This is a genomic window from Streptomyces sp. NPDC088197 (assembly GCF_044741185.1).
GTDB lineage: Bacteria > Actinomycetota > Actinomycetes > Streptomycetales > Streptomycetaceae > Actinacidiphila.
Map to the genome: position 1 here is coordinate 678,845 of NZ_JBIUSD010000002.1, position 14,562 is coordinate 693,406.

Annotated in this window: 11 protein-coding genes; 6 read left to right on the top strand and 5 right to left on the bottom strand. The window is 70.1% G+C overall.

Annotated features, from left to right (window positions below; translation table 11 throughout):
• Positions 1 to 7 precede the first annotated feature (7 nt).
• From ACIOC1_RS07705 to ACIOC1_RS07720, 4 genes are all read right to left on the bottom strand, one after another.
• On the bottom strand, positions 8 to 2,341 hold the full coding sequence (locus ACIOC1_RS07705; protein WP_401852560.1) for a hypothetical protein: 2,334 nt from the start codon (positions 2,339 to 2,341) through the stop codon (positions 8 to 10).
• A gap of 153 nt (positions 2,342 to 2,494) precedes the next feature.
• Positions 2,495 to 2,854 (bottom strand): DUF6113 family protein, encoded by a 360-nt coding sequence (locus ACIOC1_RS07710; RefSeq protein WP_317453004.1) that lies wholly within the window; start codon positions 2,852 to 2,854, stop codon positions 2,495 to 2,497.
• Positions 2,851 to 3,738 carry an N-acetyl-1-D-myo-inositol-2-amino-2-deoxy-alpha-D-glucopyranoside deacetylase gene (mshB, locus tag ACIOC1_RS07715; RefSeq protein ID WP_391161658.1) on the bottom strand — a complete coding sequence of 296 codons (888 nt, stop codon included), beginning with the start codon at positions 3,736 to 3,738 and terminating at the stop codon, positions 2,851 to 2,853. The genes ACIOC1_RS07710 and mshB overlap by 4 nt, the downstream gene beginning before the upstream one ends.
• Positions 3,739 to 3,805: 67 nt before the next feature.
• Positions 3,806 to 4,000 (bottom strand): hypothetical protein, encoded by a 195-nt coding sequence (locus tag ACIOC1_RS07720; protein WP_355348242.1) that lies wholly within the window; start codon positions 3,998 to 4,000, stop codon positions 3,806 to 3,808.
• A gap of 249 nt (positions 4,001 to 4,249) precedes the next feature.
• On the opposite strand from ACIOC1_RS07720, the gene ACIOC1_RS07725 reads away from it, so the two are divergent.
• Entirely contained in the window at positions 4,250 to 6,400 is a 2,151-nt protein-coding gene (locus ACIOC1_RS07725; protein ID WP_401852563.1) for a prolyl oligopeptidase family serine peptidase, read from the top strand.
• 19 nt (positions 6,401 to 6,419) lie between these two features.
• Here ACIOC1_RS07725 and ACIOC1_RS07730 read toward each other — a convergent pair whose 3' ends face one another.
• Positions 6,420 to 7,766, bottom strand: a complete 1,347-nt coding sequence (locus tag ACIOC1_RS07730; RefSeq protein ID WP_391049284.1) for a hypothetical protein — start codon at positions 7,764 to 7,766, stop codon at positions 6,420 to 6,422.
• A gap of 443 nt (positions 7,767 to 8,209) precedes the next feature.
• Between ACIOC1_RS07730 and ACIOC1_RS07735 the strand changes: the two genes are divergently transcribed.
• The 5 genes from ACIOC1_RS07735 to ACIOC1_RS07755 all read left to right on the top strand — a co-directional run bounded on the left by ACIOC1_RS07735 (position 8,210) and on the right by ACIOC1_RS07755 (position 14,455).
• Positions 8,210 to 9,244 carry an ABC transporter permease gene (locus ACIOC1_RS07735; protein WP_355348251.1) on the top strand — a complete coding sequence of 345 codons (1,035 nt, stop codon included), beginning with the start codon at positions 8,210 to 8,212 and terminating at the stop codon, positions 9,242 to 9,244.
• A 104-nt stretch (positions 9,245 to 9,348) separates the two neighbouring features.
• Entirely contained in the window at positions 9,349 to 11,145 is a 1,797-nt protein-coding gene (locus ACIOC1_RS07740) for an ABC transporter substrate-binding protein (RefSeq protein WP_355348254.1), read from the top strand.
• Between the two features lie 99 nt (positions 11,146 to 11,244).
• On the top strand, positions 11,245 to 12,222 hold the full coding sequence (locus ACIOC1_RS07745) for an ABC transporter permease (protein ID WP_355348256.1): 978 nt from the start codon (positions 11,245 to 11,247) through the stop codon (positions 12,220 to 12,222).
• 10 nt (positions 12,223 to 12,232) lie between these two features.
• Complete coding sequence (locus tag ACIOC1_RS07750; protein ID WP_391049281.1) at positions 12,233 to 13,294, top strand: oligopeptide/dipeptide ABC transporter ATP-binding protein; 1,062 nt, start codon at positions 12,233 to 12,235, stop codon at positions 13,292 to 13,294.
• 27 nt (positions 13,295 to 13,321) lie between these two features.
• Positions 13,322 to 14,455, top strand: coding sequence for a dipeptide ABC transporter ATP-binding protein (locus ACIOC1_RS07755; RefSeq protein WP_355348258.1), 1,134 nt, complete (start codon positions 13,322 to 13,324; stop codon positions 14,453 to 14,455).
• The last annotated feature ends 107 nt before the right edge of the window (positions 14,456 to 14,562 follow it).

Below are 14,562 nucleotides of genomic sequence, written 5' to 3' on the forward strand. Positions count from 1 at the left end.
GGCCGTCTCAGCCCGCCACGTTCGGCAGGGTCACATCGCGCTTGGCGCCCGTCGCGTCCAGCGCGGGCAGCAGGGCGTCCGCGACGTCCTGCGGGGTGACGGCCCTGGTGGAGCCGTCCTTCGCCTTGAGCTTGACGGTGTCGAACGTGCCGCCGTAGAGCCCCTTGAGGACCGCGAGGTCGATGTGCGGCTGAAGCTTGCCGTCCGCGTCCGGCACCATCGTCAGGAACTTCGGGATCGACTTCATCGGCCCGAACTTGATGGACTTCAGGCCCGCCCGGACGACGACGAAGTCGGACATGGCCCGCTTGCCGAACCCGTTGACGGCGGCGTCCAGTTCGGCCTGGGTGACCTTCGGCGGGGTGGTCGTGACCGGCAGCGCGATGGCCGGGTTGGAGCCGGTCTCGGCGCGCGTACGGTACGCGGCGGCGACCTTGGCCGCGGCGGCGTTCACGTCGAAGGACTGGCCGGACGTGCCCGCCACCGGGACGGCCTTGCCGTCGGCGAAGCGGACCATGCCGTCGGAGCCCGAACCGCTCTGGCCCGCCAGTGACTTGAGCGCGACCCGCAGCTTGTCCTCGTCGACGACTATGACCGGGTCGGCGACGCGGCTGCCGCCGAAGAGCGAGCCGACGACGGAGACCGGGTTGTAGTCGGAGTGCGCGACCCCCCGGACCGTCGCGTCGGTGTCGACCGACAGGCCCGCCACCGACGGCTTGAGGCTCAACTTACGGTCGCCGATGGTCAGTTCGAGCGGCGCGGTCTTGCGGTCACCGAGCGCGGTGTCCAGCATCTTGACCGCGTCGCCCTTGTTCTGGTTGCCGATGTCGACGCCCACCACGGTGGTGCCCTTCGGCACGTCGCCGTGGGTCATCAGCAGTCCGGCGCCGTACGCGAGCACCGCGATGGTGCACACCCCGACGCCCAGCAGAGCCACCTTGGAGCGGCCCTTCTTCTTCGCGGGCGGACGCGGCGCGGCGGGCGCGGGCTGCGCCGCGCGCGGCTCGGCGACGACGGGGGCGGGCACGGGACCGGCGCCGGGGCCGCCCGGCACGGGCGCGGCGGGGCCCGGCGCACGCGGCGTGCGCGCTCCCGGACCTCCGGGCTGCACGGCCGGAATACCGCTGACCAACGTGTCGTCCGACAGCCGTCCGCCCGGGCCGTCCGGCACGACGGGCGGCCGGAAGCCGCCGCTGGTGTCCTCGGGACCGAGCCCGTCGCCGGGAGGCGTCGGGGCGCGGAAGCCGCCGCTGGTGTCCTCGGGGCCGGGTCCGTCGCCGGGCGTCGGCGGGCGGAAGGCGGAGGGGGCGGACCGGCCGCGCTGGTCGGCGGCGGGCGGCACCTGCATGTGGCCGGTCACCGGGCCGGTGGTCGGCCCCGCGGGCGGCTGGTACTCCGGGAAGGGGCTGTTGGGCCCGTCGGCGGGCGGCGCGTAGGGGGCCGCGGCGGCCTGGGCGCCGTACGGGGTGCTCAGCGGATCGGGACCCTGCCCCTGGCCCTGCCCTTGACCCTGGCTCTGTCCCTGACCCTGGCCCTGGTCCTCGGGACGGCCGTACGGGTCGGGTCCGGGGAAGGTGCCCGCGGGCCGCGGCACTCCGGGCGGGAACGCGTCGATGCCGTACGGCGGCTCCGGCTGCGGCTCCGTACCGAATTCCGGGCCGAACTCCCCGGCGAAGAGCGACGGGACACCGGCGGCCGGGGTGTCGTGCGGGCCGCGCGCGGAAGGGTCGCCGCCCTGCGGGGTGCCGACCGGCGGCGGGAGGTACGGCGTGGACGCCGTACCGGGCGCGGCGGCCGACGACGGGTACGGGCTCGAACCGGTACGGGAGTCGGCGCCCGCACCGGAGCCCGCACCGGCACCGGCAGCAGGACCGGCGCCCGTGCCGGAACCCGCGCCGGGGGCGGGAGCGGAGCCAGGACCCGGCTGCCCGGCCTGGGACTTGCGCGGCGCGAACCAGTCGCTGGTCTTCTCCGGCTGCGGCTCCGGCTCGCCCGACGCCTCGGCGGCGGCCGGTTCCGCGGCGGGCGCGGGCTCGGGAGCGGGCGGCTCGGGCGCCGGGTTGTTCTCGTCGACCGGCTTGCGGACCACGACCGGCGGGATCGGGCGCGAACCGGGGATGTTGATCCGGATGCGCGTCGTCAGCGTCGTCTCGGTCTTCGGCTCGTCGGCCGGCGGCGGTTCGGGCGCGGCGGCCGGCTCGGGCGTACCGCCCGGTCGCGGACGCTCCTGCGGGTGCAGCGAAGGAAACGGGCGCGAGCCGTACGGCGGAGTGCCCGAGGGGTACGCGGCACCGCCGCGGCCCTGCGGCCCGGACGACGAACTGTCAGTTTCACGACTCAAAGCAGGCTCTCCCGGTTAGCTTCGCCACCCGTCACGGTTCTCCGCGGGCGGCTCGCCGGCGCGCACCACCATACCGACCGGCGTGTAACGACGACTCTGGTCCGGCGGAACGCTCGGTCTCAGCCAACCACGAGCCCGCCCCCGCCCGCCAAGTCAGGCGGTATTCGGCCCGGATGGGGGCAGTTGGGGCAGGGTGGCGCAGATCACGCCCGCCATGGCCCCGCCGAGCAGGTACACATACGGTCCGAGTCCGGCCGCGAACAGGAAGTCACCTTCGGGGCGGGTGGTGCTCAGCAGCATCACGCACACCAGCCAGACCCCGGCGGGCACGACCGCGCCGAGCCGGGTGCGGGTGAGCGTCACGCCGCCGTAGAAGACCGCCACGCAGCCCGCGAGGCCCAGCAGCAGCCCGCCGGGGAACCAGCCCGCCTGGACGAGCGCCCCGGCCGCCGCGACCAGCGCTCCGAGCACACCGAGGACGACGTACGCGACCACGCGCAGCGGCTGGCTCACCGCGCACCGCCGTCGGAGTCGGGACCGCCCTCGGCGGGGAAGAGGTCGTCGCCGCGGCCCTCGGTCAGGGCCTCGCCGCGCACCTGCCGGTAGTGCTCGGTGGCGAAGAACGGCTGGCCGAGGTCGTTGGAGAGCGCGAAGAAGGGGCCGTCCACGGCGATCTGGCTGGCGTGCGCGCGCATCGCGGCCGTCTTCTGCCCGGTGTGGTCGGCGCCGTCGACGGTGACGGTGACGAGGTCGTCGTCGACGACACCCGGCACGTCGTCCACGGAGGCGATCCCGCCGAAGGGGAAGTCCTTGCCCGCCGCCGCCAGCCGCGCGAAGCCCGCCTCGACGATCGAGCGCGGGGTGCAGATCTCGTAGACCCGCGCGATCCGGTGGCCCCGCTCGGCGGCCAGTTCGTAGCCGCGCAGCGCGACCCGGTGCGCCTGGATGTGGTCGGGGTGGCCGTAGCCGCCGTTGCTGTCGTACGTGACCAGCACCTGCGGGCGGGTGTCGAGGATCACCTCGGCCAGGTGTCCCGCCGCCTCGTCCAGGTCGGCCTGCCAGAAGCAGTCCTCGCGGTCGTTCTGGGAGACGCCCATCATCCCGGAGTCGCGGTAGCGGCCCGCGCCGCCGAGGAAGCGGTGGTCGGTGACGCCCAGCTCGGCCATCGCGGCCGCGAGTTCACCGATGCGGTACTCGCCGAGGGTGTCGTCGCGGTCGGCGGCCAGGTGCGCCAGCTCGGGCGGGATCACCTCGCCCTCTTCACCGAGGGTGCAGGTGACCAGGGTGACAAGGGCGCCCTCTGCCGCGTACTTGGCCATGGTCGCGCCGTTGTTGATCGTCTCGTCGTCCGGGTGGGCGTGGACGAGCAGCAGACGCCGCGCGGGAAGATCGGTCATGAGGGAAGCCTACGGCTCCCCGGCGTACCGCTCTTCCCCGCAGCTCACCGAGCCCGGCACGGGCCGCTCAGAACTTGATGTCCGAGATCATCCCCGCAACGTTGTTGGTGAGGTCTGTGATCTGTGGCGCCCAGGTTGAACTCGCCAGGTAGAAACCGAGCAACGTACAGGCGATCGCGTGCCCGGCTTTGAGCCCGGAACGGCGGATCAACAGGACGACGACGATCAGCAGCAGCAGCACCGCCGAAATCGAGAGTGCCACAGCGGCTCACCTCCCAGTACGCAGGGTCATGTCAGTTGCCACATGCTTATTACCCACCCACGGCTACTGATCATAACTTTCCGTGCCACCGCATATGTCGGGGCACGGAAGCACATGGGGGCGCATGACCAGATCCAGCCACCGGGCGCGGTCCTCGCGGTGGTGCTCCGGCGCAGGTGGGGAGGTACGGCGGCGGCCGGTCCCCGGGAAGAACGGCGAGTGTCGGACGTACGGCCTAGTGTCACGGATATGACGCAGCTCTCATTCCCCCGACAGCACGCCCGTACGCAGCGGTTCACCCTCGGCGCCCCGCGCTCCTTCACCGTGTCGCCCGACGGCGGCCGGGTGGTGTTCCTCAGATCCCGCGCCGGGGACGACCCGTCACATCTGCTGTGGGTCCGTGACCTGCGGGAAGAAGGGGCGGGCGAGGGCGCGGGCACGGAGTACGCGGCGGCCGACCCCGCGGCGCTGCTCGGCGGCGGCCAGGAGGAGCTGTCGGCGGCCGAGCGGGCGCGCAGGGAGCGCAGCCGGGAGGGCTCCGCGGGCGTCGTGGGCTACGCGGTGGACGACACGGTGTCGCTGGCCGCCTTCGCGCTCTCCGGGCGGCTGTTCACCGCCGGGCTGCTGCCGGGGGCCGCGGGGGCACGGGAGTTGACGGTGCCGGGACCCGTGGTCGATCCGCGGCCCTCGCCGGACGGCCGGTGGGTGGCGTACGCCTCGGGCGGCGCGCTGCGGGTCGTGGCGGCCTCGGGCACGGACGACAGGGCGCTGGCGGAGCCGGACGGCGAGTCGGTGTTCTGGGGGCTGGCGGAGTTCATCGCCGCCGAGGAGATGTCGCGCAGCCGCGGCTTCTGGTGGGCGCCGGACAGCTCCGCGGTGCTCGCCGCGCGGGTGGACGAGTCACCGGTCGGCCGCTGGTGGATCTCCGACCCGGCGCACCCCGAGCGCCCGCCGGCCGAGGTGGCCTACCCGGCCGCCGGTACGGACAACGCGGTGGTGACGCTCGCGCTGCTCGGCCTGGACGGCTCCCGGGTGGACGTGGAGTGGGACCGGGAGCGCTACCCGTACCTGGCGGCCGTCCACTGGTCGGCGGCCGGTCCGCCGGTCCTGCTGGTGCAGGCCCGCGACCAGCGCGAACAGCTCTACCTGAACGTGGACATCGCGACCGGTACGACGCGGACGCTGCGCACGGAGGAAGATCGAATTTGGCTGGATCTCTTCCCCGGCGTCCCCGCCACCACGTCCGACGGCACCTTGGTGCGGATCGCCGACGAGGGCGACGTACGGGTGCTGATGGTCGGCGACCGGGCGCTGACCGGTCCCGAGTCGCATGTGCGGGCGGTGCTGGACGTCGGCGACGAGGACGTGCTGATCGCCGCGTCGGCGGGCGCCGCCGCCGCCGAGCCGGAGATCGGCGAGCTGCATGTGCTGCGGGTGAGCGAGCGGGGCGTGGAGCGCGTCTCGACCGAGCCGGGCGTGCACACCGCGACGCGCTCGGGGCGGGTGACGGTGCTGCACTCGGCGACGCCGGACCGTCCGGGGCGCACGGCGCGGGTGCTGCGCGACGGCGAGCAGATCGCGGATATCGCCTCGTACGCGCAGACGCCGTCGCTGACCGCCAGGGCGCGGCTGACCGAGGCGGGCGAGGACCGCATCCCGGCCGCCGTCCTGCTGCCGAGCGGATACACCGAGGGCGACGGACCGTTGCCGGTGCTGCTCGACCCGTACGGCGGCCCGCACGGCCAGCGGGTGCAGGCGGCGCACAACGCGCATGTGGTCTCGCAGTGGTTCGCCGACCAGGGCTTCGCGGTGATCGTCGCGGACGGCCGCGGCACCCCGGGGCGCTCCCCCGGCTGGGAGAAGGCCATGGCGGACAAGCTGATCGAGGTGTCGCTGACCGACCAGATCGCCGCGCTGCACGCGCTGGCGGGGACGTATCCGCTGGATCTGGGCCGGGTGGCCATTCGCGGCTGGTCGTTCGGCGGCACGCTGGCCGCCGCGGCGGTGCTGCGCCGTCCGGACGTCTTCCACGCGGGCGTCTCGGGCGCGCCGTTGACCGACCAGTGGCTCTACGACACGCACTACACCGAGCGTTACCTGGGGCAGCCCGGCGAGCGGCCGGGCGTGTACGAGGCGAATTCGGTGGTCACGCGGGACGGCATCACCGAACTCGCCGAGCCCGCCAGGCCGTTGATGATCATCCACGGCCTGGCCGACGACAACGTGATGGTGGCCAACAGCCTGCGGCTGTCCACCGCCCTGCTCGCCGCGGGCCGCCCGCACGAGGTGCTGCCGCTGTCCGGCATCACGCACATGACGCCGCAGGAGCAGGTCGCGGAGAATCTGCTGCTGCTCCAAGTGGACTTCCTGAAGCGGTCCCTGGGCCTGGACAAGAGCTGAGGTCCAGCCGCGCGGGTGATCAGCGTCCGTCGCCGCCCGGCTCCCGCGGGAAGCCGGGCGGGGGCGGCGGGTAGCCCGGCGGGGACTGCGGCGGAAACTGCGGCGGCGGGCCGAACCCCCCGCCCGCGGGCGGCTGTTGAGGCGGCTGGGAATAAGGGGACGCGTGGGGCGGCTGACCCCAGCCGCCGGGAGCGGGCGCGGAGCCCGGTGCCGAACCCGGTGCCGGGCCCGGCGTTGACCCCGGCGCGGATGCGGGCACGGACCCCGGCGCCGCGCCGTACCCCAGCGGCGGCGGACCCCAAGCGGGCACCGGCCGCGGGCCGTCCGTACTCCTGCCGGGCACCGCCAGCAGCAGGAGCACCACCAGCCCCACCGCCAACTCGACGACCAGGAAGACCTGCTGACTCTTCTGATACAGCGGCAGGTGGTCGAACTCGAACAGCTGGTGGTAGCTGTGCCAGTTGTCCAGCGCGACGACGCAGAAGACGACCGCCGCGAAGCCGAAGGCGACGCCGAGCGCCCTGGAAGCCGCCGACTTCGCGAAGGCGACCCAGGCGACGAGCAGCGCGAACACGACCCGCAGCCAGCCCGCGTAGGCGACCGGCATGCCGAGCAGCGTGGTCAGCGTGCCCTCGCCGGTCAGCAGGTGCCGGTAGAAGTGCGGCGGAAAGTCGTTGGCCGTCGTGTACTTGTGCGTCTCGAAGATCTGCCAGCCGGCCCCCTCGATCGCGAGCAGCACCAGCAGCACCCCCGCGGCCACCGCCGCTCCGCGCCGCGGCCCCACCGGCGCGGCGCCGGGCCCGCTCGACGGCGCGGTGTCCGACGGCGCACCGCTCAGCGGCACATCCCCGACCGGCGCGCCGCCCCGCACCGGGCGCCTGCCCGCGAGGCCGATGACCACGAGCGCGATCCCGCCGAGCGTGAAGGCGACCGCGGTGGCCAGCGCCCGGGTGTGCATCTGCGCCCCGGCGGTCCAGTCGGACTGGAAGATCCACAGACCGGGCAACCGATATCCGAACGCGAAGACCCCGGCGGTCACGAAGGCCCACCCGGCGGCGGGCCGCGCGGACCACACCAGGGCGCCGAGCAGGACCACGAGCAGTACGCCGTCCAGCGCCGCGGTGGCCAGCAAAGCGTGCTGGTAGACGGCGTGGTCGAGGCCGAGCCAGGCCCAGAGCGTGTCGTGGAATCCGACGTGCTTGATGTCGCGGACCGTCCAGGCGATCTCCACCGCGACGAGAACCGCGCAGATCAGCGCCCCGGCGATCCGCGCTCCCGGCGCGAGTGTCCGCGGTCCGACCGGACCTGGCGGCGTGAAGCCGGACCCCTGCCCGTACGGCGACTGCTGCTGCATACCCTGCTGCATGGCCTTCTCCCCCATGGCCCAGTGTTCCCTCAGATATACCCGTGCCACTTGGGGTAGGAACAGTCGGTTCGCGAACCAGGAGGAGACTGCGGGGAGTTGACGAGCGGCCGGCCGGGGTCGCTCGCGACGCCCGGCCGGCCTACGGCACCCGCACGGCCGTACGTTGTTCAGACTGCTACGTCCGTATATCGGAGTTGCGACGGCTAAGTTGCACGCATGTTAACGCGCTTCGCCTGGATATATCCGAAATGCCCGATGTTTTGGATCACTGTCAAGCACGTACGGAGGACGATCTGCAAAATCTTCGCTCAAGATGCCAAACAACAAGCTTTCTTCCCTCCTTCCCCCCTTGACTGAAGGTTGATTCCATTGCGAAAGTCCGCTCAACCCGCGACGCACAACCCCGTCGCGTCGACCAGACTCCTGCTGCGGGGGCAATCGCGATGACGAGTTCCACATCGACCACGGTCACCGAGCCGATCGGTGACCCCGGCGACCCCGGGAAGGAGGGGGCAGCGGCCACGAAGGTGGACCCCGAGTTGGTCGGGCGGTCACCGGGCCAGCTCATGTGGCGGCGGTTCAGGCGCGACCGAACCGGTGTCATATCGGCCTATGTGGTCCTGTTCTTCTTCGCGATAGCGATCTTCGCTCCCTTGATCGCCAAGCTGTACGGCAAGAACCCGTACACTCTCTACGGGCAGAACAGTCCGGACCTGCTCAACGAGTTCGGCTACCCGGTCGCGCCCAACGGCGGTATCAGCAGCCACTTCTGGTTCGGCATCGAACCCACGCTGGGCCGCGACGTCTTCACCCAGCTCCTCTACGGCATCCGCACCTCGCTGGCGATCAGCATCGCGGTGACGATCATCGTCACCATCACCGCGATCATCCTCGGTGTGGTCGCCGGATACATGGGCGGCAAGACGGACTACTTCATCGGCCGGATCAGCGACCTGCTGATGGCGTTCCCCGCCCAGCTCTTCTTCGTCGCTTTCATGCCCGTGGTCACCGCGCTTCTGGTGTCGCCGTCCGACGCGACCCCCACCTACATCCGCGTGATCGCGCTGATCGTGGTGCAGTGGTTCCTCGGCTGGATGGGTCTGGCCCGCTTGCTGCGCGGCCAGGTGCTCACGCTTCGGGAGCGTGAGTTCATCGAGGCCGCCCGGGTCACCGGCGCCTCGCCCTGGCGCATCGTCCGCCGGGAACTGCTGCCCAACCTGGTCACCCCGATCCTGGTGCAGAGCACGCTCATGCTGCCCGGGTTCGTGACCGCCGAGGCGGGCCTGTCCTTCCTCGGTGTCGGCCTCGTGGAGCCGACCCCCGACTGGGGACGGATGTTCGCCAGAGCCGGTGAGATCTACCAGAACGACCTCACCTACATGTTCTTCCCGGGTATCGCCATGGTGATCTTCATCGTCGCGTTCAACCTGCTCGGGGACTCGGTCCGGGACGCGTTCGATCCGAAGACCGCACGCTGAGGAAGCACAGCAACAGGGGGTGGCTGCCGCCCCTCTCACCAGGAGAGCCAGGCAGCTAACAGGTAACAACGAACAGGGGTGCATTCACCGCTATGAACCTTTCCATGCGTAGAACCCGGGCTGCGTTGGTGGCGGTCGCCGCCGGTGCGCTGGTTCTCACCGCTTGCAGCAGCGGCGGCGGGGGCGGCAAGGGCGAGAACAACGACGCCAAGCAGAAGCAGGACAAGAGCAAGACCCAGCTTCAGTCGCAGATCACCTTCGGTGACGCCGCGGCCTCCACCGGACCGGCGGAGCCCATCGCGGGCGCCGAGCAGGGCGGCACACTGCACGCCCTGGAGCGCGACAGCTACACGCACCTCGACCCGGGCCAGATCTACGTCAGCAACGAGGGCCAGCTCGCCACCCTGATCCACCGTGGTCTGACCACGTACAAGCTGGACAGCAAGGGCAACTACACCGTCGTCGGCGACCTCGCCACGGACAGCGGTGTGGAGTCCGACGGCGGCAAGACCTGGACCTTCAAGCTGAAGGACGGGATCAAGTTCCAGGACGGCACGCCGATCACGGCCACGGACATCCGCTGGACCGTTGAGCGGCTGTTCGCCCCGTTCGTCACCAACGGCCCGCAGTACCTGCAGCAGTGGCTGGCCAACACCAGCGGCTCGGACTTCCGCAAGCTGCTCCCGGAGGGCCCGTACAAGGGCAAGCACCTGCCGGACAGCCTGCTGTCGACGCCGGACGACAAGACCATCGTCTTCCACTTCCCGAACCCGGAGCCCGACGCTCCGTACCTGTTCGCGATGCCGGGCTACTCGGTGGTGGACCACGCGAAGGACACCAAGGAGAAGTACGACAAGGCGCCCGTCGCGTCCGGTCCGTACATGATCAAGACCTTCGACACCGGCAAGTCCATGACCCTGGTGAAGAACCCCGCCTGGGACCCGAAGACGGACGCGGCGCGTCACCAGTACGTCGACACGTACGACATCACGTTCAACCACCAGGCCGAGGACTCCACCAAGCGCCTGATGTCGGACTCCGGTGACAACCAGACCTCGCTGAGCTTCGCGAACGCGGTCGACCCGGACGACACCCCGACCGTGGTGGGCACCCCGTCGATCTACAAGCGCACGGTGGCCGGTTACCAGCCGTTCGTGGGTGAGATCAACTTCAACATGAACAAGATCAAGGACGTCAACATCCGCAAGGCGTTGGCGCTCGCGATCCCGACCAAGCCCGTGTGGCAGGCGCTCGGTGCCTCCTACGGCGCCGAGTACGCGGGCGGCTTCATCAGCCCGACCCTCGCCGGTTACCAGAAGGCCGACCCGCTGGGCAAGGTCGCCAAGCCCGACGGTGACCCGGTGGCGGCCAAGAAGCTGCTCACGGACGCCGGCAAGGTCGGCATGAAGATCACCTACGCGTACATCAACACCACCGCCGGCCAGCAGTACTCCCTGGCGATCGCCAACACGCTGACCCAGGCGGGCTTCAACGTCCAGCGCAAGGAACTGCCGTCGGACACGTACTACGACCTGATCGGCAAGGTCGACAACCCGTACGACATCTACGCCTCCGCGTGGGGTGCCGACTGGCCGTCGACCCTGACGGTGATCCCCCCGGTCTTCGACGGCCGGACGATCGCCGACCAGGCGCCGAACTACTCGCACGTGAACGACCCGCACATCAACTCCGAGATCGACCGCATCAAGAAGATCACGGACCCGAAGGAAGCGGCTGACGCCTGGTTCCAGCTCAACACCTACATCACCACCAAGGTGATCCCCGGTGTTCCGACTGTGTACTACAAGCAGCTCCAGATCTTCGGTTCGAAGGTGGGCGGCGTTGTCTACAACAACGTCACCTCGGGCATCGACCTGACGAAGCTGTACGTCAAGAAGTAAGCACCCTCGCGGCCTTCGGTGGGGCCGGGCAGCCGCCCGGCCCCACCTGGGGTGCGATCACCCGCCCACCGCCGCCGTCCTCTGAGAGCTGCGACCGCCATGCTTCGATTCCTCGTCCGCCGGACGCTCGGCGCTCTGGTCATTCTTTTGTTCATCAGCGCCTTCACGTTCTTCCTCTTCTTCGCCATTCCGCACGACCCCGCGCTCCTTTCCTGCGGCAAGAACTGCACGCCGCAGAACATCGCGCTGATCCACCACAACCTGGGTCTCGACCACCCGGTGCCGGTCCAGTACTGGAACTACATGGTGCGGATATTCACCGGCCACAGGTTCAGTGCCGGCAACTGCCCCGCGCCCTGCCTCGGTTACTCGTTCGCCACGAGTGAGCCGGTCTGGCCGACCCTGATGAACCGCCTGCCCACGACCATCTCGCTCGCCGCGGGCGGCACCGTGGTCTTCCTGCTCGTCGGTCTCGGCTCCGGCATGCTGGCCGCCTGGAAGCGCGGCACGTTCATCGACAAGATCTTCAGCTCCGCGTCGCTGGTTCTCAGCTCGATGCAGATCTACTTCCTCGGCCCGATCGTGCTGGCCCTGCTGGTCTACAACAACCAGATCCTGGATCAGCCCAAGTACGTGCCGTTCACGCAGAATCCGCTCTCCTGGTTCAACGGACTGCTCATCCCATGGTGTGTGCTGTCGGTGATCTTCACCGCCAACTACACGCGTATGTCGCGCTCGACGATGATCGAGCAGCTACAGGAAGAACATGTACGGACCGCGCGTGCCAAGGGCATGTCGTCGGCGTACGTCTTCTTCCGGTACGCCTGGCGTGGCTCGCTGATCCCCATCGTCACGATCCTCGGTATCGACCTCGGCTCGCTGTTCGGCGGCGCGATGATCACCGAGTACACCTTCCAGCTCGCCGGGCTCGGCCGACTGGCGATCGACTCCGTGATGAAGACGGACCTGCCCATGCTCATGGGCGTGATGCTCTTCAGCGCCACCTTGATCGTCCTGTTCAACATCATCGTGGACGCCGCCTACGCGTTCATCGACCCGCGCGTGCGACTGTCCTAGGAGAACGTCAGTGACCACCATGACCAAGCCCGAGGAGGGCACGCACAAGGGCGGGTCGGACTCGTTCTTGTCCGTACGCGACCTGTACGTCCACTTCTCCACCGAGGACGGCACCGTCAAGGCCGTCGACGGTCTCTCCTTCGACCTGGAGCGCGGCCAGACGCTCGGCATCGTCGGTGAGTCCGGCTCCGGCAAGTCGGTGACGAACCTGTCGATCCTCGGGCTGCACAATCCGGCGACCACCGAGATCGCCGGGGAGATCATCCTGGACGGCCAGGAGCTGACCGGTGCGAGCAACCGCACGCTGGAGCGGCTGCGCGGCAACAAGATGGCGATGATCTTCCAGGACCCGCTGACCGCCCTGTCGCCGTACTACACGGTCGGCCGGCAGATCGCGGAGCCGTACCGGAAGCACCTGGGCGCCAGCAAGCGCGAGGGCCGGGACCGGGCGATCGAGATGCTGGAGAAGGTCGGCATCCCGCAGCCCAAGCAGCGCGTGGACGACTACCCGCACCAGTTCTCCGGCGGTATGCGGCAGCGCGCGATGATCGCGATGTCGCTGGTGTGCAACCCCGATCTGCTGATCGCCGACGAGCCGACCACCGCGCTCGACGTGACCGTGCAGGCCCAGATCCTGGACCTGCTCAAGGACCTCCAGCAGGAGTTCGGGTCCGCGATCATCCTGATCACCCACGACCTCGGTGTGGTCTCCAAGGTCGCCGACGACCTGCTCGTGATGTACGCCGGGCGCGCCGTGGAGCGCGGTTCGGTGCGGGAGATCGTCAAGGAGCCGCAGCACCCGTACACCTGGGGTCTGCTCAGCTCGATGCCGCGCCTCAGCGGCAATGTCGACGACCCGCTGACGCCGATTCCGGGCGCTCCGCCGAGCCTGCTCAGGCCGCCGACCGGCTGCCCGTTCCACCCGCGCTGCGAGTTCCCCGCGCTGGTCGGCGGCGACACCTGCGTCACGTCGCGGCCCGACCTGCCGGCTGGTCGCGGTTCCGCGTGCCATCTGACCGCGGAACAGCGGCAGTCCGTATTCATCGAGAAGATTCAGCCCCGGCTGGGCTGACCGGTCACCAGGGGCAGGCATACCACCATGAGCAACGACACCAGCGCTACCGTGACCGAAACGGTCCCGGAACAGCGCGACAAAAGGCCCGTCGGCGAGAAGCTGCTGGAGGTCAAGGACCTCACCAAGCACTTCCCGATCTACGGCGGCTTTCCGTTCAGGCGCCAAGTGGGCGCCGTCAGGGCCGTGGACGGGGTGGACCTGGAGGTCCACGCCGGCGAGAGCTTCGGCCTGGTGGGCGAGTCGGGCTGCGGCAAGTCGACGACCGGCCGGCTGATCACCCGGCTGCTGGAGCCGACCGGGGGCAGCGTGCTGTACCGGGGCCAGGAGATCGCGCACTCCTCGCGCAAGGAACTGGCGCCGATCAGGTCCGAGATCCAGATGATCTTCCAGGACCCCTACTCGTCGCTGAACCCGCGCCAGACGGTCGGCACCATCATCGGCGGCCCGATGGAGATCAACGGGATCAACCCGCCCGGCGGGCGCGAGAAGCACGTGCGCGAGCTGCTGGAGACCGTCGGTCTCAACCCGGAGCACTACAACCGCTTCCCGCACGAGTTCTCCGGCGGTCAGCGGCAGCGCATCGGCGTGGCACGGGCGCTGGCCCTCAAGCCGAAGCTGATCGTGGCGGACGAGCCGGTGTCGGCGCTCGACGTGTCGATCCAGGCCCAGGTCGTCAACCTCCTGCAGAAGGTGCAGGAGGAGATGGGCATCGCGTTCCTGTTCATCGCGCACGACCTGGCGATCGTGCGGCACTTCTCGCAGCGCGTCGCGGTGATGTACCTGGGCAAGGTCGTGGAGGTCGGCGACCGCGACTCGATCTACCTGCGCCCGCGCCACCCGTACACCCACGCGCTGCTGTCCGCGGTGCCCGAGGTGGACGTGGACCACGCGGACGACCGCGAGCGGATTCGGCTGGCCGGTGACGTGCCGTCGCCGATCAACCCGCCGTCCGGCTGCCGCTTCCGCACCCGGTGCTGGAAGGCGCAGGACAAGTGCGCGACGGACGAACCGCCGCTGATCCAGATCGACGGGAACACGGACGGGCACCTGACGGCCTGTCACTTCCCCGAAGAGCCGACGATCGCGGCGCGGGACGAGGACATCGTCCTCGACCCCGCGCTGGCCGCGATCGAGGAGGCGGCTGACAAGACCCTTTGACCCGGGCTCAGTTCAGCCTCCGCTCGGAAACGGTCCGTACCCGGACACCCCAGCACCACCCGGGTACGGACCGTCTCGCGTTGCCGGCACCCGTCACACGCTCCCGG